Source organism: Pseudomonas sp. dw_358 (assembly GCF_018449655.1).
Lineage (GTDB): Bacteria > Pseudomonadota > Gammaproteobacteria > Pseudomonadales > Pseudomonadaceae > Aquipseudomonas.
The window spans coordinates 37678-59958 of record NZ_JAAVUX010000017.1; the positions used below are offsets into that span (position 1 = coordinate 37678).

The 22281-nt window shown below is 64.3% G+C and carries 19 protein-coding genes; 3 read left to right on the top strand and 16 right to left on the bottom strand.

Annotated elements, in window-relative coordinates; all coding sequences use genetic code 11:
* Nucleotides 1-436 precede the first annotated feature (436 nt).
* A complete protein-coding gene (locus HB675_RS20635; RefSeq protein ID WP_218626620.1) occupies nucleotides 437-2002 on the top strand; it encodes a sensor domain-containing diguanylate cyclase in 1566 nt (521 codons plus the stop codon).
* 10 nt (nucleotides 2003-2012) lie between these two features.
* Here the strand turns inward: HB675_RS20635 and HB675_RS20640 are convergent, their stop codons facing one another.
* The 15 genes from HB675_RS20640 to HB675_RS20710 all read right to left on the bottom strand — a co-directional run bounded on the left by HB675_RS20640 (nucleotide 2013) and on the right by HB675_RS20710 (nucleotide 17935).
* Entirely contained in the window at nucleotides 2013-2354 is a 342-nt protein-coding gene (locus HB675_RS20640; RefSeq protein WP_213880945.1) for a cupin domain-containing protein, read from the bottom strand.
* A 101-nt stretch (nucleotides 2355-2455) separates the two neighbouring features.
* Entirely contained in the window at nucleotides 2456-4399 is a 1944-nt protein-coding gene (locus HB675_RS20645) for a methyl-accepting chemotaxis protein (RefSeq protein ID WP_213880947.1), read from the bottom strand.
* A 152-nt stretch (nucleotides 4400-4551) separates the two neighbouring features.
* On the bottom strand, nucleotides 4552-5658 hold the full coding sequence (locus HB675_RS20650; protein WP_213880948.1) for a GAF domain-containing protein: 1107 nt from the start codon (nucleotides 5656-5658) through the stop codon (nucleotides 4552-4554).
* A 165-nt stretch (nucleotides 5659-5823) separates the two neighbouring features.
* Complete coding sequence (gene argE, locus HB675_RS20655; protein ID WP_213881064.1) at nucleotides 5824-6975, bottom strand: acetylornithine deacetylase; 1152 nt, start codon at nucleotides 6973-6975, stop codon at nucleotides 5824-5826.
* Between the two features lie 7 nt (nucleotides 6976-6982).
* A complete protein-coding gene (locus HB675_RS20660; RefSeq protein WP_213880950.1) occupies nucleotides 6983-7657 on the bottom strand; it encodes a DUF1028 domain-containing protein in 675 nt (224 codons plus the stop codon).
* A gap of 122 nt (nucleotides 7658-7779) precedes the next feature.
* On the bottom strand, nucleotides 7780-8454 hold the full coding sequence (locus HB675_RS20665) for an HAD family hydrolase (protein WP_213880952.1): 675 nt from the start codon (nucleotides 8452-8454) through the stop codon (nucleotides 7780-7782).
* A gap of 235 nt (nucleotides 8455-8689) precedes the next feature.
* Nucleotides 8690-9580, bottom strand: coding sequence for an AraC family transcriptional regulator (locus HB675_RS20670; protein WP_213880954.1), 891 nt, complete (start codon nucleotides 9578-9580; stop codon nucleotides 8690-8692).
* Nucleotides 9581-9752: 172 nt separating this feature from the next.
* On the bottom strand, nucleotides 9753-10544 hold the full coding sequence (locus HB675_RS20675) for an amino acid ABC transporter ATP-binding protein (RefSeq protein ID WP_213880956.1): 792 nt from the start codon (nucleotides 10542-10544) through the stop codon (nucleotides 9753-9755).
* Between the two features lie 3 nt (nucleotides 10545-10547).
* Entirely contained in the window at nucleotides 10548-11222 is a 675-nt protein-coding gene (locus HB675_RS20680) for an amino acid ABC transporter permease (protein ID WP_213880958.1), read from the bottom strand.
* Complete coding sequence (solA, locus tag HB675_RS20685; protein ID WP_213880960.1) at nucleotides 11212-12357, bottom strand: N-methyl-L-tryptophan oxidase; 1146 nt, start codon at nucleotides 12355-12357, stop codon at nucleotides 11212-11214. Before solA ends, HB675_RS20680 begins: the two co-directional genes overlap by 11 nt.
* The gene (locus tag HB675_RS20690) at nucleotides 12354-13268 is read right to left on the bottom strand and encodes an aldo/keto reductase (RefSeq protein WP_213880962.1); all 915 of its coding nucleotides are present in this window, start codon (nucleotides 13266-13268) and stop codon (nucleotides 12354-12356) included. Before HB675_RS20690 ends, solA begins: the two co-directional genes overlap by 4 nt.
* Before the next feature lie 28 nt (nucleotides 13269-13296).
* Nucleotides 13297-14484 carry an acyl-CoA dehydrogenase family protein gene (locus HB675_RS20695; protein WP_213880964.1) on the bottom strand — a complete coding sequence of 396 codons (1188 nt, stop codon included), beginning with the start codon at nucleotides 14482-14484 and terminating at the stop codon, nucleotides 13297-13299.
* A gap of 44 nt (nucleotides 14485-14528) precedes the next feature.
* Complete coding sequence (locus tag HB675_RS20700; RefSeq protein ID WP_213880966.1) at nucleotides 14529-15362, bottom strand: transporter substrate-binding domain-containing protein; 834 nt, start codon at nucleotides 15360-15362, stop codon at nucleotides 14529-14531.
* A gap of 32 nt (nucleotides 15363-15394) precedes the next feature.
* The gene (locus HB675_RS20705) at nucleotides 15395-16435 is read right to left on the bottom strand and encodes an LLM class flavin-dependent oxidoreductase (RefSeq protein WP_213880968.1); all 1041 of its coding nucleotides are present in this window, start codon (nucleotides 16433-16435) and stop codon (nucleotides 15395-15397) included.
* 273 nt (nucleotides 16436-16708) lie between these two features.
* The gene (locus HB675_RS20710) at nucleotides 16709-17935 is read right to left on the bottom strand and encodes an AGE family epimerase/isomerase (RefSeq protein WP_256737628.1); all 1227 of its coding nucleotides are present in this window, start codon (nucleotides 17933-17935) and stop codon (nucleotides 16709-16711) included.
* Between the two features lie 153 nt (nucleotides 17936-18088).
* On the opposite strand from HB675_RS20710, the gene HB675_RS20715 reads away from it, so the two are divergent.
* Both HB675_RS20715 and HB675_RS20720 read left to right on the top strand, forming a co-directional pair.
* Nucleotides 18089-19309 (top strand): MFS transporter, encoded by a 1221-nt coding sequence (locus tag HB675_RS20715; protein ID WP_213880972.1) that lies wholly within the window; start codon nucleotides 18089-18091, stop codon nucleotides 19307-19309.
* Nucleotides 19310-19401: 92 nt separating this feature from the next.
* A complete protein-coding gene (locus tag HB675_RS20720) occupies nucleotides 19402-21033 on the top strand; it encodes a methyl-accepting chemotaxis protein (RefSeq protein WP_213880974.1) in 1632 nt (543 codons plus the stop codon).
* A 9-nt stretch (nucleotides 21034-21042) separates the two neighbouring features.
* On the opposite strand, the gene HB675_RS20725 is transcribed toward HB675_RS20720, so the two are convergent.
* The gene (locus tag HB675_RS20725) at nucleotides 21043-22212 is read right to left on the bottom strand and encodes an alpha/beta hydrolase (RefSeq protein ID WP_213880976.1); all 1170 of its coding nucleotides are present in this window, start codon (nucleotides 22210-22212) and stop codon (nucleotides 21043-21045) included.
* Nucleotides 22213-22281 lie beyond the last annotated feature (69 nt).

The following is a 22281-nucleotide window of genomic DNA, read 5'->3' on the forward strand; positions in this document are numbered from 1 at the left end:
TAACTATATGTAATATATAAATATTAATAAAAATGGACTGCGCTTTACACCGATCCTGTGGGAGCCGTCCTTGAGCGCGATGGCATCACCGCGCACTGCCGGCAGACCGCAGTGCCCGCATCGCGCGCAAGGGCTGCGCCACAGGGTCAGCACCCGCCACGGCTCATGCAGGCAACCGTATAACCTTCAGAAGGTAATGTTGAATCTTAGATAAGATCACCAATAGATTGAAAAATAAGGTCTTTATGCAATATTCACCCTGCTGTCTCTCCTGCGTGTTCTTCGCGCACCGAAGCACCCGCCAACCGCTCTGGAACAAGCCTTTCGGCAGATTTTTTTGCCACTGATGGCCGCTGGCTATAGACCCCGATATCCATAGTCTGAAAGACTGGTCTGGTACGCACCTTTTTCGGGGCTGGATGATGGAGCATCGGCGTTGATACCAGGCACAGCAGTATTCGGACGTCGTCGCCATCTGGTGGCTTTCAGCGCCATTGCGCTGGGGTTGATCGGGTTTTCAGCCTTGTTGCTGCTCAAGTCGGAAGTGGAGCGTCAACAGACGCGTTTTTCCGAGTCCGTGCAGACCGTCTCGGCGGTGGTGCGCAACCAGTTGGACACCAACGAAGCGGTGGTCGCGGGTTTTTCGGCATTCTTGCAGGCGGTCGATCAGAGCGATACAGAAGCGGCCAACCGTTACGCAGCGGCGGTGCTCGCGGCGTACCCGCAGATCTACATGCTGGAGGCCGCCCGAGCGGTGCCCAGAGCCGATCAGGCGCGCTTCGAAGAGCAGCTGCGCCGCGCCTGGCGACCGGACTTTCTGCTGAAGAACTTCCCCACCCTGGCCCAGCAACAGGATGCCCAGCAGGCGTCTCTCAAGGAAACCTGGCCGATCCTGTTCATGTACCCGGCGCTGCCCCAGGCCAGCGCGATCTATGGCGTACGTCTTGAAACCGTGCCCTGGCTCTCCTTTGCCCTGGCCCGCACCCACGACAGCTCGCGTCCGGTGGCCTCGCCGGTGTTCAAGATGTACGAGGGCGATAACGCCTACATCCTCATGCAGTCGGTCACCCGGCCCCGCCAGGCCCAGCACGAAGCGCGGCCCAATTTCTTCGGCAACACCATGGTCGCCATGCTGGTCACCCGCACTGATGCTTTGCTCAACGCAGTGAACCAGGCCAACTCCGACCCGTGGCTGCATGTTCAGGCATGCCTGCAAACCGTGTCCGGGGACAATAGCCGGGTGCTGTCGACAGTCACGCCGGCCACCGGGCCGATCGACAGCCTCCTGCCGCGCCTGACCGAACGGGTCGAGCTGCCCAGCGCGTCGCAACCCATGAGCCTGGGGTTTACCCGGCAACTGCGCATCGAAGACGTGCTGACGGTGCAGACCCTGTTGATCCTGGTGCTGCTGCTGGGCGCCCTGGTGATGATCCCGATCCTGCTGGTCAAACACTTCAACGCCATGAAGCGCGCGGAGGACGAGCATGAGCGGTCGGCCTACCTGGCCAGCCATGATGTGCTGACCGGGCTGCCTAACCGCTATCGGTTTGCCGAGCGCTTTGCCCAGGCGGTGACGGCCTGGCAGGACACTGGAATCGGTTTTGCCGTGCTGCTGATCGACCTGGACCACTTCAAGCAGATCAATGACCAGCACGGCCATGAAGTGGGCGACCAGGTGCTCAAGGCGGTGGCCGAACGCATGCGCCGCTCGACCCGCTCACGGGACACCGTAGGGCGCCACGGCGGCGACGAGTTCGTGGCCCTGATTGCGCAGCTGTCGGACCCGGCCAGCGCCGAGTTCAGTGCGGCGCGGATTTTCGAGGCGATCAACCAGCCGGTGGCCACCGAAGCCGGGACGCTGATGATTTCCTGCAGCATCGGCGTTGCCCTGTGCCCCCTGCATGGCCAGGATCTGGACGACCTGCTCAAGGCCGCGGACCGGGCGATGTACGGGGTCAAGCAGCTGGGGCGCAAGGGTGTGCGGATGACGGAGCAGGGCTGATGCCCGGGGGTCAGGCGAACACGAAATACTTGCGCACGGTCTCGACCACTTCCCAGGTGCCCTTCATGCCCGGCTCGACGATGAACTTGTCACCGGCTTTCAAGTGGATCGGCGCCTGGCCGTCGGGGGTGATCACGCAGTAGCCTTCCTGAAAATCGCAGTACTCCCACTTTTCGTAGGCCACCCGCCATTTGCCTGGGGTGCAGATCCAGGTGCCCATGATCTTGCTGCCGTCCTCGGAGGTATAGGCGTTGAGGTTGACCGTGTGGGGCTCGCCTTCGAGTTTTTCCCATTTGCAGGCATCGACCACGGGCAAAGGGTGGGTGTCGCGCAGTACGGTGATGACATTCATCCAGGCAGTCCTGAGTGGTACAAGGGACGCCTAAATTAGGGGTTTTGCCGGGCGTGTGGATGCCTTGTTTCGACCTCCACAAGCCCAATTGCGCACAGGCCTCAATACTTGAAGCGGCCCACCAGACCATTCAGCTCGCCGGAGATCCCGGTCAAGCGATCGGAATCGGTCTGCGCCGAATGCGCCAACTCCTCCACCAACTGGGCATCGGCATGGATCTGCGCGATGTGCCGGTTGATGTCTTCGGCCACCTGATGCTGTTGCTCGGCGGCGGTGGCGATCTGGGTATTCTGGTCGCGGATCGAGTCCACCGAGGTGCGGATCTTGTCGAAGCTGTCGCGGGCCTGGTGGATACGCGCCACGCTGGTCTGAGACATCTGCAGGCTGCTCTGCATCTGTTTGGTGACTTCCTGGGTGCGCCGGGCCAGGTTGCCCAGCAGGTTGTCGATCTCGCCAGTGGAATCTGCCGTGCGCCGAGCCAAGGCTCGTACCTCGTCGGCCACCACGGCAAAGCCGCGACCCTGGTCCCCGGCCCGCGCCGCCTCGATGGCGGCGTTGAGGGCCAGCAGGTTGGTCTGCTCGGCAATCGAGCGAATGGTGTCAAGGATGGTGTTGATGTTCTTGCTGTCCTGCTCCAGCACCAGCATGGTCTGGGTCGATTGCTGCAGGTTGTCGCTCAGCTGCATGACGCTGCCGGTGGCTTCGCCAATGTGGTGCTGGCCGTCATGCACGTCGCGGTAGCCGTCGTCGGCGCTGGTGGCGGCCTGGCCGCAGGAGCGGGCCACTTCGTTGGCGGTGGCGACCATTTCGTTGAATGCGGTGCTCACCAGCTCCACGGCTTCCCGCTGGCGGCCTGCGGCGTCGTTCATGTTGTTGGCCACCCGCGAGGTGCCTTCGGCAGCCCGTTGCAAGTCTTGAGAAGCACCGCCGATGCGTTGCACCAGCTGCGCAATGACCCCCAGGAACTGGTTGAACCAGCGCGCCAGGGTGGCGGTTTCGTCCTTGCCTTGCACGGTCAGGCTGCGGGTCAGGTCGCCTTCACCTTCGGCGATCTCCTGCAGGCCGCCGGCGACGCTGCGGATCGGCCGCACGATCATGCCGGCAATGGTGGTGCCGAACAGCGCGAAGAGCACCGCCAGCACCGCCGCGATCCCGGCGATCACCCAGGTCAGGTGTGACGCCTTGGCCATGACTTCATCGCGCTTGATCAGGCCGATGAAACGCCAGCCCAGCCCCTCGGAGGTGATCACGTTGGCCATGTACGGCACGCCATCGATCTGCACCTCGGTCACGCCATTGCCGGCGGCGGCGAGAGCGGCGTAGTTGGGCCCCAGGTCGGCCATGGATTTGAAGTTGTGCTTGGCATCGCTGGGGTCCACCAGCACGTTGCCGTTGGCTTCCACCAGCATCAGGTAGCCGCTGTCGCCCAGCTTGATGTGCTTGACCAGCTCGGTGAACTGCTTGAGGGAAACGTCCAGACCGACCACGCCGATGGGGTTGCCGCTGGCGTCTTGGAGGGTGTGCACGTTGCCGATCAGCACCACGTCGTCCGGGGCCCAGTAATAGGCGCCGGTGCGGGCGTTCTGGCCAGGCGCGGCCACGGCGGTCTTGTACCATGGACGCACGCGCGGGTCGTATTGGGTCAGTTTGGCGTCGTCGGGCCAGCTCACGTAGCCGCCGTCCTTGAGCCCGACCGAGAGGTAAGCGGTGGAAGGGTGGCTCTTGGCGAATTCGGCGAACAGTTGCAGGAGTTGCTTGCCATCATCGGTCTGGGGAATCTGCGCGGCATCGCTGCCGGTGTAGTTCTTCAGGTGGCTGGCCGCCGCGATGCGCGGGTCTTTGGACAGGTATTCGACGTTCTGGCTGATGGCATCGAAGAACTGCCGCATGCCGTTGTCGATCTGGCGGATCTCGCGGCCGCTGCTGTCGAGAAAGTCGGCCTGGGCCTGAGTGCGCAGGTTGAGCACGACCAGGGTTGCCACCACGATAACCGGCAGGCACGCGACGATCGCGAACGCCCAGGTCAGCTTCTGTTTGATGTTCATGACGTATTCCGCAGGTGTTTATCGGTGTTTTGAGCGGCAGATACAGAAGGCAGAACGTCGCGTTGTTATAGAGCAAGGCCCACGCGTACCCAGCCTCTATCGGCCGAGCCCACTCAGACTTTAGGTGGCGGTCAGGGTATTGGCGCTGGATTTCAGTCGGACAGCGGCAGGGCCACGAGGAACTCGGCGCCACGGGCCCCGTTGCGCACGGTCAGCTCGCCGTCAAGATCGCCGACGAACGCATGGATCAGGCGGGTGCCCAGGCTGGCTTTCTTTGCCACCAGCGCGCCATTGGGCAGGCCCTTGCCATTGTCGCGCACAGAGAACTCCAGCCAGTCGTTCTGCCGGTGCAGGGCGACGGCGATGGTGCCTTTCCTGGCCGTGTCGTCGAACGCATGCTTGATGGCGTTGAGCACCAGCTCCACCGCCAGCAGGCCGAGGGTGGTGCAGCGTTCGGCGGGCAGGAAAATCCCGGGGTCACTGGACAGCAGCAGCTTGAGGTTCTTGTCCATGGCAAAGGCCTGGGACAGGTCGGCCACCAGGCTGTCCAGGAACACCGACACGTCCACCTCGTCGCCGCTGTCCTGGGTCTGCTTGAACAGCTTGTGGTGCACCAGGGACATGGCCCGTACACGTTCCAGCGCCTCGGCGGTGATGGCTCGGGAAGCCGGGTCGGTCATGGAGCGGATCTTCACCGTCAGTACGCCTTCGAGTACATGGAAGGTGTTCATGACCCGGTGGCTCAGCTCGCGAGACGCCAGCTCGCTGCGTTGCAGGGCAGCGAGGGTGTTCTGCAAGGTGGTGTCGGCAATCGAGCGCTCGATCAGCAACGACGCGGTGCTGGCCAGCAGGTCGATGGCCTGCAGCTCCTGCGGAGTCGGTCGGCGCGGGACCTCGTGATAGAGGGCGAAGGTGCCGATGGTCGCGCCCTTGGCATCCTTCAGTGGCTGTGACCAGCAGGCGGCGATGCCGTGCTGGCGGGCCAACGCCAGAAACGGCGCCCACAAGGGATCGCGGGCCACATCGCCGACCACCACCAGCTCGCCGGTGTAGGCCGCCGTGCCGCAAGAGGGCGAATGCGGGCCGATCTCGAAGCCGTGGATAGCCTCGATGTACGTCGCGGCCAGCCCCGCGGAGGCGCAGTATTTGAGGGTCTTGCGCGTCTCGTCCACCAGGAATATCGCCGCCCGACCACCCAGGTGCTCGCTGCCGGCCTTGGCCAGCACCTGCAGGATGCTTTCCAGGCTCTGGCGCGACACCGCCATTTCCAGGGCGTGACGTTGCGCCAGTAACAGATGATGCCACTGGGGCGACGGTGTGTGCGGAACGGGCAGGGCTTCGATGACGACATCCTCGGGCTGACATCTGTTGTCAGAGTAGCGCAGTCGAGGGGCTGGTGTCGTGTCAGCGGTCCAAATGAGGGATCAAGCCCGAACCGCCAGCACCAGCCGCGCCAACATCGCGTCACACCCGTGCAGCTGCTCGACACTGACGAACTCGTCCGGTTTGTGCCCCTGGTCCATGCTTCCCGGCCCACAGACCACGGTCGGCACGCCAATGGCATCGAACAAACCGCCTTCGGTGCCGAACGCTACCGTGGTGAAGGCTTCGGACCCACTGAACTGCGCAATCAACTGCGCCGCCTCGCTGCGGGCATCGGTGGCCAGCCCGGGGTACGCCGAGAGTTCGGAGAATTGGATACGGGTGTTGCCGTTTACCGCCTGCATGCGTGGCAGCACCTGTTCCTGGGCATAGCGCTGCAAGCGCTGGGCGACTTCCAGCGGGTCTTGGGCGGGCAGGGCGCGCACTTCAAAGTCGAAGGTGCAGTCGGCCGGCACGATGTTCAGCGCCTTGCCACCGCCAATCACCCCGGTCTGCACCGTGCTGTAGGGCGGATCGAAGCGGTTGTCGTGCAGTGCTGGATCGCGCAGCTCGCTGCCGATACGCCCCAGTTCGCCGATCAACTCGGCGGCGTACTCGATGGCATTCACCCCCTGCGGTGCGTAGGCCGAATGACAGGCCGCACCGTGTACCGCGCAGCGCATCGCCAGTTTGCCCTTGTGCCCCAGCACCGGCTTGAGCTCGGTGGGTTCGCCGATGATGCACAACAGCGGCTTGACCGGCCGCCGTTCCAGTTCGGCCAGCAGCGAACGCACCCCCAGGCAGCCGACTTCCTCGTCATAGGACAGGGCGATGTGCACCGGCATGCGCAGCGGCTCTGCCAGCAGCGCTGGCACGGCGGCCAGCACGCAGGCGATATAGCCCTTCATGTCCGCCGTGCCTCGCCCATAGAGGTGGCCGTCCTGCTCAGTCAAGGTGAACGGCGGCACCGTCCACGGCTGACCGTCCACCGGCACCACATCAGTGTGCCCGGACAGGACAATGCCAGGCACATCCGCCGGCCCCAGGGTGGCGAACAGGTTGGCCTTGCTGCGTTCTTGATTGAAGATCAGCTCGCAGGCCACGCCCAGGCCGGTCAGGTAATTGCGCACGTAGTCGATCAACTGCAAGTTGGACTCGCGGCTGGTGGTGTCGAAGCCGATCAGGTCGGCCAGCAGGCTCTGGCTACGGCTCATGGTGGCATTATTCATCGCCTGGCACGCCGTAGCTGGGGGCCTTGGTCGGGTCCAGCGCGCGGATCAGGTAGTCCTGCATCTGCGGGCGGTAGTCATCCCAGAGTCTGGCCAACTGGCCGATAGGGTCCTCATCGGCCCAGTCGACCCGCAGATCGATGATCGGCCAGGACACATCGCCCACCACCACCAACGCCGCCGAATGCACCGGCCCGGCTTCGCCGCCAGCCGCCACCGCTGCCAGCATCGCCGCCAGCAGTCGATCAGCCAACGGGCCGCGGGTGGTCTCGAAGCGGTGCACGAGGGTCTCGATCACCGCCCGATCCGCCAGCATGTTGCCGGCGCCGACACACTGCACGCCGGACACCGCGTTGTGAGTGCCCAGGGTCTCGCTGCCGCTGAAATGGGCGCTGTTGCCCAAATGATCCAGCGTGGTGATCTGGCGGAACTGGCTGTACTCGCTGGCCGCGAGCGCCAGTTCCAGCGCCGAGGCAGGCGCTTGACCCTGCTGCAACAGGTCCAGCACCTGATTGCCCAGCGCCGGCAGGGTAATGTTCTGCGTGGACACCGCGCCTACCCCCGGACGCAGCCAAGGGCAGCGGGCGCCTACGGCAATGCTCGAAGAACTGATGGCAATGCCCATCTGCCCGGTTTCGGCGCAACGGCCGACGATGGAGAACGTCATGGTGGGAGGGTCCTTGAGATGTGGATCATGACGCCATCATGCCGCGTGGGGTGGCAGGGTGTAAGTCGGATTTCTTGTGGGCTTGGTTAAGTAAATCCTTGCCAGACCCCCACCTGTGACCCTCACGAAAAACTGGCAATTTCATCCAGATGATTCAGCAAATCCAGCGGATCGTCATACACTCGCAACGCCCCGGCCCGCTCCAGCTCACTGACGTCATAGCCACCCGACAACAACCCGATCCCGGTGGCCTTGCAGCGCCGCGCCGCCAGCATGTCCCAGATCGCATCACCCACCACCAGGCACTCCTCGATCGGTACGGCCATCTTCTTGGCGGCCGCCAGAAACAGGCTCGGGTCTGGCTTGCCCGCCTTGGCGTCGTTGCGGGTGATTAACGGGATTTTGTCCGCGTCCAGCCCCAGCGCCTTGAGGTTGATCTGCGCCGTGGCCATCTCGCCGCTGGTGGCGATGCACCAGTTGACCTTCTCCTTGCTCAACGTCTCCAGCAACTCCCCGGCGCCGGGCAGGGCAATGATCTGGCCCTGCAACTGTTCATAGGCCTCGCCATGCCGCTTGGCCAGGCGTTTGGCCTGGGCGTCGCTGATGTCGACACCGGTTTCCCGGGACAGGTTTTTCAGCATCAGGCCGCCACTCATGCCGATCTTGCGGTGGATGCGCCACATGGCCAGGGGGATCTTTTCGGCGTCGAGGGCCTGTTTCCAGGCGGCGACATTTTGGTAGACGCTGTCGGTGAGGGTGCCGTCGAGGTCGAAGATGAAGGAGGTTTGGGTGTGCATGGGGGTGTCCGTCAGCGGGTTATAGCCATCAGAGCACAGGTTCAGGTCAGGGTTCTGATGGACTGACGGGGGGAGTCACTGAAGGGTTGCTGAACAGCATGAGTGCTGACCAGAGCCCTGCCACCGCTGCCTGAACGTTCACTTTCATTCTTTCGAGTCAGTGATAACGTTAATGGCCAGTTGCCACGCTTGCGTCGACTTAAGCAGGTATGCCCTGGCAGGTACTCCCTGATAGTCAGACACGCTCATACCGCGTCGGCGCCACCCCCACATGCCGGGTAAACGCCACACTGAACGCACTCGCCGAGCTGTACCCGACCTGCTCGGCCACTTGCGCCAGCCGCACGTCCTTGCTTCGCAGCAGGTTCTTGGCCAGCGCCATGCGCCACGTCAGCAGGTACATCATCGGCGGCATGCCGACGGCGCGGTTGAAGCGTTCGAAGAAAGCCGAGCGGGAGAGGGCCGCGTGGCGGGCCAGTTCGGCGACGGTCCAGGGCTGGGTCGGGGCGGTGTGGATTTCGCGAATGGCGGCGGCCAGGCGCGGGTCGGCCAGGCCTTGCAGCAGGCCCTGGGTACCGGCGACCCCGGCACTGGCGCGCAGGGCTTCGATGAACAGGACTTCCAGCAGCCGGGTAAGGACTTCTTCCCGGGCCGGGCGCTGGCCCCGGGACTCTTCGCCGAGCAGTTGTACCAGGGTCGACAGCCGCGGATTGCCGCGCACATGGACCACGTCCGGCAGCAGCGAGACCAGCAGGGCAGCGTCCGGCGAGGCGAAGGCGCAGTGGCCGACGAGCATGCGGACTTCCTCAAGCCCCTCGAGGTCGCCGAGGCGGAACTCACCGTTGGGCAATTGCACGGGCTGGGTGCTCAGCGCTTCAGGGGGCGGTGGGGAGCTGAACAGGTCAGAGCCATTGGGGGCGGGGATCAGGACGAAGTCCCCGGCGTGCAGGTCTATCGAGTGCTGGTCATGCACGCTCAAGCCACAACTGCCCTCTAGCAGCACGGTGTAGAAAGGCTGACCTTCCAGGCGCCGCCGCACCCGCCAGGGGCCCGAGGCGGTCACCGTCTTGGAATAGCGCGCACTGGGTTGCAGCAAGGCGACGACCTCAGCAAGAGGATCCGTCATGATGGGACGCTCGCGAATGAAAGACGGGCATTTGATTGTAGTCAATCCTGCGCGGGGGCTCTATCTTTTCCTGAGCACCCTCACCCAGGAAAGAAACAATGAAAACTGCACTGATCACCGGCTGTTCGTCAGGCTTCGGGCTTGCTCCCATGGGCGGACCCAAGCCTCAAGGTCAACCTGTCGGAGCAGGGCTCGCCCGCAAGGGCGTCACCTCGGTGGTGCGCGCCAGATACCGTGCATATTTTTCGACAAACTTGCGCGTACGCTCATGCTGCGGCCGCCGGAAGATCTGGTCCGGCGGCCCTTGTTCGATGATTTGCCCTTGATCCATGAAGATCACCCGGTCGGCCACTTCGAAGGCAAACTCCATTTCGTGGGTGACCACCAGCATGGTCATGCGCTGTTCGGCCAGCGTGCGCATCAGGCCCAGCACCTCATCGACGCGTTCCGGGTCCAGCGCTGAAGTGGGCTCGTCGAACAGGATCACCCGAGGGTCCAGGGCCAACGCACGGGCGATGCCGACCCTTTGTTGCTGCCCACCGGACAGCGCCACCGGGTAAGCGTCAGCCTTGTCGGCCAGGCCCACGGCGGCCAGGTGCTGGCGGGCTTTGGCGGTGGCGTCGGCGTTGGACAGGCCGCGCGTCAGGCGCAGCGGTTCGCTGATGTTGCGCAGGGCGCTGTAGTGGCGAAACAGGTTGTAGTGCTGGAAGACCATGGCGCTTTTGCGGCGCAGGGCCAAGGCGTCGGCTTCGCTGATGTGCGGGGCGGTGACGTGGGCGCCGTCGATCGCGAGGGTGCCCTGTTGCGGCATTTCCAACAGGTTGAGGCAGCGCAGCAGGGTGGACTTCCCCGAGCCCGACGGCCCGATAATGGCCACCACTTCACCCTCGCTGACGCTCAGGTCCAGCCCGCTCAGAATCGGTTGTTGCCCGTAGGCCTTGTGCAGGTTGCGCAGTTCGATCATGGCTCAGTTCCGCCGATAGGGTTGGCTGACCCGGCGCTCCAGCCGGGACTGTCCGTAGGAAAACGCGGCGGTGACGACCCAGTAGATCAGGCCCACCGCCAGGTAAGCTTCGAGGAAGTTGTAGCTGGCTGCCGCCATGATCTTGGCTTGGGCGAACATGTCCACCACGCCGATGGTGAAGGCCAGGGAGGTGTCCTTGAGGATCATGATAAAAAACGTCCCCGCCGGCGGAATGGCAATGCGCGCCGCCTGGGGCAGCACCACCTGCCACAGCGCCTGGCGCCGGGTCATGCTCACCGACAGCGCCGCTTCGTACTGACCCGGCTCCACCGCCATCAGGGCGCTGCGAAACACCTCCGACAGGTAGGCCGCGTTGCGAATGCTCAGCGCCAGGATCACGGCGGTCATGGCGTTCATGGCGCTGAGGGCCGGAACCAGCTGCGGCAGGCCGAAATACAGGATGAAGATCTGCACCAGCGACGGCACGCCACGAAAGAACGAGATGAGCACCAGCACGATCGGGTACAGCATGACGACGCGGCGATGGATCACGGCGGCAAAGCCCAGGCCCACGACGACGGCCAGAATGAATGACAGCACGCCGATGAACAGCACCACCGGCAGGTACTTGAGCAGCTCCGGGATGATCCCCAGCATGTAGGCAAAATCAAAGTGCATGAGCGCTCCCGTTGCAGATCGCCAGCCGCTCCAGGGCGAACTCACCTACGGCCAGGCCGGGCGCTTGCTCGCGCAGCAGCTGGCAGGCGATTTCACCGATGGCCGGGGCCAGCTTGAAGCCGTGGCCGGAAAAGCCGCCGATCACCAGCAGCCGATCCTCGCCGGGCAGGTGGCCGATGACGCAGTGGCGGTCCGGGCTGAACGCATCCAGGTGACCGCTGGTGCGCACCGGGTCGGGGTCCAGGCCGCTCAGGAAGGTGTGGATGACGTGACGGGTTTCGGCCAGTTCGTGCTCGCTGATCTGGCTGTCGAAAGCATTGACGTCTTCCACCACGGGACCGGGCGTGCTGATGCCGATCTTGACCATGCTGCCTTCGACGCTGGGCACGCCGAAGCTGAAATAACCCTGGCTGCGACGGGTGAAGATCGGAAAGCGCTCGGGCGCGAACGCGGCGATGTCACGGGCCGGAAACCACGACAGGATCAGTTTGCGCGCGTACAGCGAACCGCCCAGTTGCGGCAGCAGGTGGTCGACCCAGGCACCGGCAGTGACCAATACCTTGTCGAAGCGCCGTTCGCTGCCGTCGATGCGCAGCCAGGCGCCGTCGCCGCGCTGTTCGATGGCCTCGACCCGGGTATGCCCGTGCAGGTTCGCGCCCAGGTCGGTGGCCCGGCGCAGAGCGGCACTTACGGCCAGCTCCGGGCGCAGGAAGCCGGACTCTCGATCCAGGATCACCACTTCCTGAGGGTCGAAGCGGTGCTGCGGGAAACGCTGGCGGGCGTCTTCGATATCCAGTACTTGATGCTCGATGTCGAACTGCTGAATGCTCTCCAGCACCTTCGCGATGGCCTCGTCACCCGGATGGCCGATGGTCAGGCCGCCGTTGAGCTGCAACAGGTTGGACGCGGTCTGGCTTTCCAGCTCGCGCCACAGCTGCCGTGAGCGCTTGAGCAGCGGCACATACTGCGGGCCTTCTTTATAGGCGGTGCGAAACAGCCGGCTTTCACCGCCCACCCCACCCCGGGCATGGGCCAGGCCGAACTGTTCGTAGCCTTCCACGTGCACCCCGGCCTGGGCCAGTTGCCAGGCGGCCATGCTGCCCATGGCGCCGAGCCCGACGATGGCGACTTTCATGGCGTGTTTCCTTCTGCGTCGTCCAGCAGGGCCGCGGCGCGGGCGTTGTCGCGCACTTGCTGCGGGCTCTTGCAGCCGGGGATCACCGCGGTCACGGCCGCGTGGCGCAGGCACCAGGCCAAGGCCCATTGGGCGATGGGCACGCCGGCCGGCACTTCATTCTGCTGAATCAGCGCGGCTTCCCGGAGCATGGCGTCCACGGTGTCGGTGGGATGGTTGCGGCGCACGTCGTCGGCGGCAAACACCACCCCCGGCTGGTACTTCCCGCTCAGGTAGCCGCTGGCCAGTGGCACACGCACCAGCACGCCGAGGTCCTGGGCCTGTGCCGCCGGAAAGGCGTTCTGTTCAGCGTCCCGTTCAAGGCGGTTGTACAGCACCTGGATCGCCCCGGCGCCGATGCTGTGGGCCGCCTCGACCTGGCGCGGGTTGCCTTGCTTGTCGATGGAAATACCCAGGTGGCGGATCTTGCCGGCGCGTTGCTGTTCGTGAAGCAGGTGCCAGAGCTCATCCTGAAAGAACACCGCGTCGGTGCCGGAGTGAAACTGGTAGAGGTCGATGTAATCGGTCTTCAAAGCCCGTAGCGAGTCGTCCAGCTGGGTCAGCACCTGGGCTGGTTGCCAGCGTTGATCGCGCTCGAAGTTGCCGTGGAAGTGGTGGCCGAACTTGGTGGCCACCACCCAGTCTTCCCGCCGACGGCGGGCCAGGTAGTCGCCGATCAGCCGTTCGGACAGGTGGTCGCCATAGCACTCGGCGGTGTCGATCAGGTTGATGCCTGCTTCGGCGGCGGTGTCGAGGATGGCGTCTACCTGCGCCTGGCTGAAGGGCTGACCCCATTCACCGCCATACTGCCAGGTGCCAATGCCCACCACCGAGACGTCGAGGCCGGTACTGCCCAGTTTTCTGTGTTGCATGTCGATGCTCTCCGGAGTTTTTCAACGCTCAAGAATAGAAGCCGGGCACTGGCAACTGGCCCTTGAGGGCGTAGCGGCCCAACGTCAGCAACTTGTACTCGGCCGGGTTGTGCAGCGTGTGGGTGCGCACGTTGCGCCAGAAACGGTCATGGCCGTACTGGCTGGCGGCGGCGCGGGCACCCATGACCTCAAAGACGCGGCTGCAAATCTCCAGCGCTACCTTGCCGCCGAACACGTTGGCGGCGGCGACACGGTAGCCCACCTCGCCGCGCTCTCCGGCTTCCAGCGCCGAGCCCTTGACGAAGGCCTGGTCGAACTCGCCGGTAGCGCGGTCGGCCAAAGCGGCGAAGGCCTCCAGCTGCGCGGCAAACTCGCCGTATTGGCGGATCACCAGCGGATCATCTTCGGCCCGTTCCACCCCCGAGGTGTACCAGGGCCGTGACTGGTCGCGGGTATAACGCGCCGCTTCGGCCAATGCGCCCTGAGCGCTGCCGAGGAACACGTGGGTCAGAATCAACTGCGCGAGGATCGGCCCCAGGGTGTGGAAGGGCAACGGCTGGCCCTCGCTGCCCTTGACGGGATCGGTCAGTACCTCGCTGTCCGGGACCCAGACATCGCTGTAACTGACGGTGCCGCTACCCGTCTGGCGCTGGCCCATGCAATCCCAGTCGCCGTGAATGCGCAGGCCTTCCCGGTCGGGCTTGATCACGGCACGGACGATGGTATCGGGCGCGTCGGCCAAACGAAAGGAGATCACCAGACGGTCGGCATAGGGCGAGCCGGAGGTGAAATGCTTCAGACCGTTGAGGCGATAACCGCCGGCTTCACGGCTGCCGACCACGCGGCGGTCCAGGGAATTGTTGGCGTTGCCCCAGAACCAGTGGTGCTCGGCGCTCTCGCGTTGCAGCGCGGCGAATTGCTCGGGACTGGCGCTGGACTGGGCCACCACCTGATCAAGGAAGTGGTAACCGAACAGGTGGGCGAGGGAGCCGTCCACCTGCGCGAACAGCCGCACAACCTGCAAGGCCAGCGACCAGGGCTGGGCCTGGCCACCGTGTTCCTTGGCAATCAGCAGGGTCAGCAGGCCGCTGTCGCGCAACATGGCCAGCTGTTCGTCGGCGGTGCCGCCGGCCTTGTCACGGGCGACGGCGGTTTCGGCAAAGCGCTCGGCCAGTTGCCGGGCGATGTCAAGCGTTTCAACCTGGGGTGCAGTCATGGCGCACTGTCCTGTTTGCAAGGGGAGGAAAAGTCAGGGGGGACTCACGCGTGAGTCACGTCCTTGCCCAGCCATTTTTGCGAAATCTTGCTCAAGGTGCCGTCTTTGGCCAGTTCATCCAGCGCCTGATTGAAGCGGTTGGCAAAGGCCTGGTCGGTCGGCGTGTTGCGAAACGGGAACGACTGCTTGATGGAATACAGCTTGGTATCGTTGGCGATCTTCAGCGGCAGGTTCTTGGCCTTGATCTGCACCAGCGCGGTGATTTCGCTGTCGATGAACGCGTCCAGGCGACCGTTGGCGACGTCGTCGTAGACACCACTATTGTCCTGATAGGTTTTCAGGGTGTAGGGATTGCCGTGCTCGCTGTCCCAGTTGCTGGCGTACTGCTGCAGGTCGCTGCCGAGCATGGCGCCGAGGGTCTTGCCCTTGAGGTCTTCGAGGGTCTTGAGGGGGCTGCCGTTCTTCACCACCAGCTGTGCGCCGTCGTAGGCGTAAGGGGTGGAGAACAGGTATTTCTTCTCCCGGGCAGGAGTCACCGAAATCAGGTTGGCCACGGTGTCGATGCGGTGGGTGTCGAGCATGCCGAACAGGCCGCTGAACTCGGCAGTGGTCCATTCGATGCGGTAGTTGAGCTTGCTGCCGACCGCGTTGAGCACGTCGACGTCATAGCCCACCAACTGCCCTTGGGCATCACGCGATTCGAACGGCGGGTAGGCCCCGGAGGTACCGACCCGCAGCACGGTCTGGGCATCGGCCGCAGGGGCGGCGGCGCTGGTGGCGGCTTTGGCGTCGTCATGCTTGTCGCAGGCGCCGAGCAACAGGGACAGGGCGGCGAGCAGGCAGGTGCCGGCGAGCCGTTTGGCTACAGGTAGGTTCATGCTGATCTCTATCTAAGTGCGCAAAAGGAAGTTCAGGCGTTGCCCAGCAGGCTGCTGACACGACGGTGGAAGACCGGTATTTCTTCAAGCGGAAAGCGAAAACTGAGCAGGATCATTTCGAGGCCGATGGCCTCGAGTTCACGGATGCGCTCGGCCACCTGCTCGTACGAGCCCACCAGACCGGTGCGCAGCCCCTCGTTGTTGGCGACGAAGCTGGCCAGCCCATCGTCGTTCTGCCACATGCCACGGGCTTCCTTGGCCTTCTCGCGGAACTGGGCGATGGCCAGCTCATCGGCGGCGGCGAGGATCTCGTCGTATTCGGCGCGAGCCAGGGCCTCGGTTTCCCGGGCGATGACAAAGGCATTCACCGAAAAGCGCACGCTGCGCCCGTGCTGGTCGGCCACGGCGGTCACCGCGTCGATCTGCTGGCGCAGTTGCGCGGGTGGCCCGCCGTTGATGAAGTACCAGTCCGAATACTGGCCGGCCATCTGCTGCGCTTGTGGGGAGTTGCCGCCCTGGAAGATCGCCGGGTAGGGCTGCTGCACCGGGCGCGGGCGCATGGTGGCGTTACTGATCTGGTAGAAGTCGCCGGCAAAGCTGAAGGCTTCCTCTTGCCAGAGGCCCTTGAGCACTTGCAGGTACTCTTCGGAGCGGCGGTAACGGTCGGCATGGTCGACCCAGGGGACACTCAGGCTTTGCTGTTCTTCCTTGAACCAGCCGGTGACCAGGTTGATGTGCCAGCGGCCGTGACTGATCTGATCCAGGGTGGCGCCGACCTTGGCCATGGTGGCCGCCGGGACGAAGCCGGGGAGGATCGCCGTGATCAGGCGCAGGGTGGTGGTCTGTGCCGCCACGGCGGCCGCCAGGGTCATGGGGTCGAGTTGGCCGTCCAGGGCCGCCGCCTTGGTGTGCGGGGCGCTGTAGCGCACCGGGAAGAGAATGCCGAAGAAGCCCGCCGCTTCTGCAGCCTGGGAGAGCGCCAGGTTGTAACCGTAGCTCCAGTCGGTGACCTGATCGACCTTGGCCCGAAGGAAACTGCCGGAAGCGCTGGTGGCCCATGTCGAAAACTGCATAGTTATTTGTCCTTTGAGGTTAAAAAGGAATAACGGGCAGTCAAGGTAGTGGCTTTTTGTTATTAATTGAAAGATTAATTAGTTTCTGGAGGGTACGCTTTGGTTATATCTGCAATCTAGTGAAATTTCGTGTGCGAGCGCATTGTGAACCGTCGGGCCCAGGTAATACACCCTGTAGGGCCGAGCTTGCTCGGGATGCCGCGACGAGGTTTTCCGTCGGCGCGCCATCACACCTTTCCCGCGTAAACTCGGCCCTACAGGTCGTACTTGGACTCAGCTACGCCTCTCAGCCACTGCACTGGCCAGGCTCGGCGCCAGCGGCAGGCGCGGCAACAATGTCGCCTGATACGCATGATACAAGTCCGGCTTGCCGGCCCAGATGCGTTCGGCCGGCTGGTTGGCCGGGTCCAGCTCGTGGTGCCAGCTGCCGTGTTCGCGGTCGATCAGGTTGCGGTCGATGTAGTCCCAGAATGTGCGGTACCAATGATCGTATTGCGCCTCGCCGGTGCGACGATACAACGCAGCCGCCCCGGCGCTGGCTTCGGCCAATGTCCAGTGCAGGCGCTCGCGCACTACCGGTTGACCGTCCCAATCAATCGTGTAGACGATCCCGTCGGCCGCGTCCGCCGCCCAGCCCAGGCGCACGGAGGCGGCAAACAGCCCGGCAGCGTCCTCCAGCAGCCAGGCCGGGGCGGTCAAACCGGCCTGTTGCCGGGCGGCTTCCAGGTGCAGCAGCAACCGTGCCCATTCAAAGCCGTGGCCAGGCGTCTGCCCGTAGGGCCGGAAACCGTCGGCGCGGTTATCCGTGTTGTATTCGGGCATGGGCTGCCACCGGGCATCGAAGTGCTCGACCGGCAAGTAGTTGGCCGCCGGTGCGTGCTGATGGATGACACGCTCGCTGATGCGCAAGGCACGGTCCAGCCAGCGCGTGTCATCGAGGACATCGGCCAGGGCGAGGAACGCCTCGGTGGCGTGCATGTTGCTGTTGCCGCCGCGATAGGCCTCCAGCTCGCTCCAGTCCCGGTTGTACGATTCCAGCAGGGCGCCTTCGCTTTCGCTCCAGAAGTGCTGTTCGAGCACCGCCACTGCCTCATCGAGCAGCGCCTGTGCGCCAGGCCGTGCCGCCACCACCGCGGAGCTGGCGGCGAGGGCCACGAAGGCATGCAGATAGGCCGGTTTGCGCGTGTCGCCGTCGGCGGCGTCGGCCAGGGCGAACCAGCCGCCATGCACGGCGTCGCGCATGGGGCCGGCAAGGGCGCGCAGGCCATGGTCCACCAGGTCGGCGGCGAAGGGCACGCCTTGCAGGTGGGCGATGGCATAGCTGTGGACCATGCGCGCGGTCTGCATGGTCTCGGCGCGGGCATCGGCCGGCAGGCGGCCGAACCGGTCGAGGGCGCCGAAGCCAGTGGGCAGGCGCGCCTGACGGGAAAACTGCAGAAGGGGCAAGGCCTGGGCCTTGAGCCAGGCGGGGTCGCCCGGGCGCTGCGCTGAATCGGTCATGGGCATTATTGTCCTTGTCATTGACGACGTTGGAGTCTAACGGGGCGTGCGCGTTCAGCGTATTCCTTGTAAGAATGGACTGCATAAAAAGTATGAATTTTATTTATTCTGGAGTGCTGGCTAACCTTGCCGGGTCTTCAAAAGGAACCGATCATGTCAGACCCGATTTCAGCCCACGACCCGCACTGGCAACGCAACCTGTGGGTGTGCGTGTTCGGTGCCTTCACCACCCTCATCGCCATGACCCTGCTGTTGCCGTTCCTGCCGCTCTACGTGCAGGCGCTGGGCGCCGGTGATCCGGCGGCAGTGGCGCAATGGTCCGGGGTGGCGTTCGGCGCGACCTTTCTCTCGGCCGCACTCACCGCACCTTTGTGGGGGCGCCTGGGTGACCGCTACGGGCGCAAGCTGATGCTGATCCGTGCAAGCCTCGGCATGGCCATCGCCATGTCCCTGATCGGGTTGGCGCACACTGTCTGGCAACTGGTGCTGTTGCGCTTGCTGGCCGGTCTGCTCGGTGGCTACGCCTCGGGTGCCACCATCCTCGTCGCCACTCAGACGCCCAAGGATCGCTCGGGCTGGGCCTTGGGCATGCTCGCCTCGGGGATCATGGCGGGCAATCTGGCCGGCCCCTTGATCGGTGGCCTGCTGCCGCCGCTGGTGGGCATTCGCAACACCTTCTTCCTCGCCGGCGGGATGATCTTCCTGACCTTTCTCGCCACCACCTTCATGCTCAAGGAAGCGCCACGACCGTCGCGGGGCAAGGCCACCGACAAAGCCAATGCGCCCGTCAGCTTCGCCGCGTTGCCGCAACGCAAGACCGTAGGAACCCTGTTTCTGGTGGCCTGCCTGTTGATGTTCTCGCTGTTGTCCATCGAGCCGATCATCACCGTCTACCTGATTCAATTGCACACCGACCACCTGACCTTGATGGCCGGGGTGGTGATGTCGGCGGCGGCATTGGGCAGCATTCTCGCCGCCTCGCGTCTGGGCCGGCTGGCCGATCGGATCGGGCATTGGCGGGTGCTGACCGCCTGCCTGATGGTGGCGGCACTGCTGCTGATTCCCCAGGCCATGGTCACCAACGTCTGGCAACTGGTGCTGTTGCGTTTCGCCATGGGCCTGGCCACCGGGGGGTTGCTGCCGTGCATCGCCAGCATCATTCGCCACGCCGTACCCGAGCGTGCAGCCGGACGGATGCTGGGCTATTCCACCTCCAGCCAGTACGTCGGCCAGGTGCTGGGGCCCTTGACCGGCGGCTTCATCGGGGGGCATTTCGGCATGGGCCTGGTGTTCATGGTCACCAGTGTGTTGCTGGCGTCCTGCGCGGGTTTGACCTGGTATCTGGCCCCCGCGCCGAAGGTCAGCCTGGGGTAAAGATCGCCCGGTTTGCGCCGTTAACATGACAGCTTCCTGTACTCGCAACCTCCATTACAAAAATGGCCCGGCCCCCGCTTAGAGGTACTGTCATGTTTACCCATTTGAAAGTGCGAACCGGCATGCTCGGTGTGCTCATTGCGTTCGTCTTCGGCCTGCTGGTCGCCAGCTTCACGGGCTGGTATGGCGCCCGCGAAAGTGACGCCCAGATCAAGTCGCTCAACCTGCTCACCGCCGTGCAGCTGGACAAGCTCAACAACGCCGCCATCTGGACTACCCGTGCCAGCGCTTCGGCCCACAGCGCCATGCTCAGTCGCCTGTCAGGCAACCCCGACGTGTCCGTGCAGATGGCCGTGGCGGCACGCGAACGCCTGGCCAACGGCCAAAAGCTGATCGACGAGATCCTCCCCACCGTCACGGACCCGCAACTGCTGGCCAGCGCCCGTGACGTACAGGGTGCGTTCAATGCCTACCGCGAAGTGGTGGCACGGCAAATCAACGCGACCAACGATTCCCTGGCCGGTTACGTGGCGATCGACGCCGAGGCCAAGACCAACAGCGCCGCCTACGCCAAGGCCCGCGACGCTTTCACTGCGCAGATCGTGCAGTCGGCCAAGGCCACCATGGACGCTTCGCAAAGCCGTCTGCAAGTGGCGCAGTACACGGCCATCGCGCTGATCGTGCTGACCCTGGTGCTGGCTGTGGCCTGCTGGAGCTTCATCGCTCGCGGCGTTCTGGCGCCACTGCGCGAAGCCGGCCGACATTTTGGCATCATGGCCAACGGCGACCTCAGTCAGCCTATCGACGTGCGCAGCCGCAACGAGATCGGTCAGCTGTTCCGCTCGCTGGCGGACATGCAGGCCGCGCAGCGTGACACCGTGCAGCACCTGGGCCAGACCGCGCAGTTGCTGACCAGCTCGGCCAAGGAACTGGACACCGTGACCCAGCACACCACCGAAGGCCTCTATCAGCAGAACAACGAACTGGACCAGGCAGTGACGGCCGTCACCGAGATGACCGCCGCCGTCGAAGAGGTGGCGCGCAATGCGGTGTCGACCTCCGAGGCCGCGGGCGCTTCCAATCGACTGGCCCAGACCAGCCGTGATCAGGTGCGCAAGGTGCTCGACGAAATCGGCTTGATGAGCGGCGACGTGCAGAACACCGGCGAAGTGATTCAGCGTCTGGCCAGCCAGGCCAATGACATCGGCAAGGTGCTGGACGTGATTCGTTCAGTGTCCGAGCAGACCAACCTGCTGGCCCTGAACGCCGCCATCGAGGCAGCCCGGGCCGGTGAAGCCGGGCGTGGTTTTGCCGTAGTGGCCGATGAAGTCCGCACCCTGGCCCAGCGCACCCAGCAATCGACCCATGAAATCGAACAAATGGTCGCCAACATCCAGAGCAGCACCGGTGCGGCAGTCGGCTCCATCGAGCTGAACAACCAGCGCGCTCGCAGTACCCTGGAGGCGACGCAGGTCAGTGGGCAGATGCTGGAAAGCATCTTTACCCAGATCAACGAGATCAACGAGCGCAACCTGGTGATCGCCAGCGCGGCCGAAGAGCAGGCCCAGGTCGCCCGGGAAGTGGATCGCAACCTGGTGAACATCCGCAGCCTGTCCGATCAGTCCGGTGTCGGTGCGACCCAGACCCGCGAGGCGAGCGCGGAACTGAGCCGCCTGGCGCAGCAGATGGACAGCCTGGTGGGGCGGTTCAAGGTCAGTGGTTGAGGGGGGCGGTCAAGGCGCGGCGGTGCCCTTGTGCTGCAGGGTGCCGACTTTGTCCAGCCACTGCGGTGCGCGCTGGTCCAGCCACTGGCGGGCAGCGGCCGATTGCTTGACTGTGGCATCCAGATACGCCGTGGTCACCGCCGCCACACTGGCCGCCTGACGCACGTCGAAGTTCTTGTCGAAGGGGTTGGCGCCCGGTTCATGGCCGCCGGTGCGTTTGTGCTCATGGTCATCGCCGCCGTCCGGTCCGCCGGCACCGCTGACTGACGGCGCACCACCGCTGTCATCCTTTTTGTGCGCGTTGAGGGCCAGGGTGCCTGACAGGCCCTGATGGGTCGCGTCCTGCAACTTGAGCTGATAGCCGCCCAGCGCACCCAGGTTGTTGTACAGGTCTTCGCGCTGGCGAGCGGTATCTACCCAGCTGAACGGGTCTTCATCCAGCGGGCCGGTTACGGTCAGCACCGGGGTGTCGATCTGGCCGAAGCGGGCCGGGTCGGCACCGCCTTCCACATAGGGGCTCAGTAGAATGGTAGCCAGCGGTTTCCATGCCACGGCGCGCGGCTGGCCGTAGTCACGCTCGCCCGACACTGCGGCGGCGGTCTGCGCGCCGAGATCGAAGCCGGCGAGGATTATCCGCTGGCTGTCCAGGGCACTGTAGCCGGCTTCGCCAGCGGCGCCGCGGCGTTTGATTTCGCCTACCACCTGGTTGACTTCATCGACCCGTGTCCGCAGCGAGGCTTCGGAAAAGGCGCGCTGGGCGATGGTACGGAAGGCCCCGGCCTGGGCGTCGTCGGACTGGTACAGCGAATGCTGGAAACGCGGCGCCTGCAAAGACAGCACCGCGTAGCCGGCATCCACCCAGGTCTGGCGCCACAGGTCACCGGCCGACGGGTCTTCACCCAGGCCCGGCAGGTAGATGATCAGGGGCACAGTGTGTTGGCCCTCGGGCACGATCAGGTTGACGTCCAGCTGATGCTTGTCCCAGGCCCAGTGGCTGTTCCAGCCGTTGTACTTGTAGTGCTGCGCCGGCTGATAGGCGTTCTTGAGGTATTCCTGCACCGAGACAAAGGTGGGTGCCTCTTTTTCCGGGCTGCTGGAGCAGGCGGCGAGGGCGCCAAGGGCAACGGCCACTAGCAAAGGGCGCAACAGGCGGGTACGGCGATCAGGCTTGACGGACATGGCAACTCTAACCAGAGGACAGAAAGGGGGCCGCGCGGCGGCAGTGCGGCGATTATGCGCAAAGTGGCG

Bases quoted from the DNA above. Each gene is read 5' to 3' on its own strand.
- HB675_RS20640 (WP_213880945.1), bottom strand. From the start codon at position 2,354: ATGAATGTCATCACCGTACTGCGCGACACCCACCCTTTGCCCGTGGTC.
- HB675_RS20645 (WP_213880947.1), bottom strand. From the start codon at position 4,399: ATGAACATCAAACAGAAGCTGACCTGGGCGTTCGCGATCGTCGCGTGC.
- argE (WP_213881064.1), bottom strand. From the start codon at position 6,975: ATGAGCCGTAGCCAGAGCCTGCTGGCCGACCTGATCGGCTTCGACACC.
- HB675_RS20660 (WP_213880950.1), bottom strand. From the start codon at position 7,657: ATGACGTTCTCCATCGTCGGCCGTTGCGCCGAAACCGGGCAGATGGGC.
- HB675_RS20665 (WP_213880952.1), bottom strand. From the start codon at position 8,454: ATGCACACCCAAACCTCCTTCATCTTCGACCTCGACGGCACCCTCACC.
- HB675_RS20670 (WP_213880954.1), bottom strand. From the start codon at position 9,580: ATGACGGATCCTCTTGCTGAGGTCGTCGCCTTGCTGCAACCCAGTGCG.
- HB675_RS20675 (WP_213880956.1), bottom strand. From the start codon at position 10,544: ATGATCGAACTGCGCAACCTGCACAAGGCCTACGGGCAACAACCGATT.
- HB675_RS20680 (WP_213880958.1), bottom strand. From the start codon at position 11,222: ATGCACTTTGATTTTGCCTACATGCTGGGGATCATCCCGGAGCTGCTC.
- solA (WP_213880960.1), bottom strand. From the start codon at position 12,357: ATGAAAGTCGCCATCGTCGGGCTCGGCGCCATGGGCAGCATGGCCGCC.
- HB675_RS20690 (WP_213880962.1), bottom strand. From the start codon at position 13,268: ATGCAACACAGAAAACTGGGCAGTACCGGCCTCGACGTCTCGGTGGTG.
- HB675_RS20695 (WP_213880964.1), bottom strand. From the start codon at position 14,484: ATGACTGCACCCCAGGTTGAAACGCTTGACATCGCCCGGCAACTGGCC.
- HB675_RS20700 (WP_213880966.1), bottom strand. From the start codon at position 15,362: ATGAACCTACCTGTAGCCAAACGGCTCGCCGGCACCTGCCTGCTCGCC.
- HB675_RS20705 (WP_213880968.1), bottom strand. From the start codon at position 16,435: ATGCAGTTTTCGACATGGGCCACCAGCGCTTCCGGCAGTTTCCTTCGG.
- HB675_RS20710 (WP_256737628.1), bottom strand. From the start codon at position 17,935: ATGACCGATTCAGCGCAGCGCCCGGGCGACCCCGCCTGGCTCAAGGCC.
- HB675_RS20715 (WP_213880972.1), top strand. From the start codon at position 18,089: ATGTCAGACCCGATTTCAGCCCACGACCCGCACTGGCAACGCAACCTG.
- HB675_RS20720 (WP_213880974.1), top strand. From the start codon at position 19,402: ATGTTTACCCATTTGAAAGTGCGAACCGGCATGCTCGGTGTGCTCATT.
- HB675_RS20725 (WP_213880976.1), bottom strand. From the start codon at position 22,212: ATGTCCGTCAAGCCTGATCGCCGTACCCGCCTGTTGCGCCCTTTGCTA.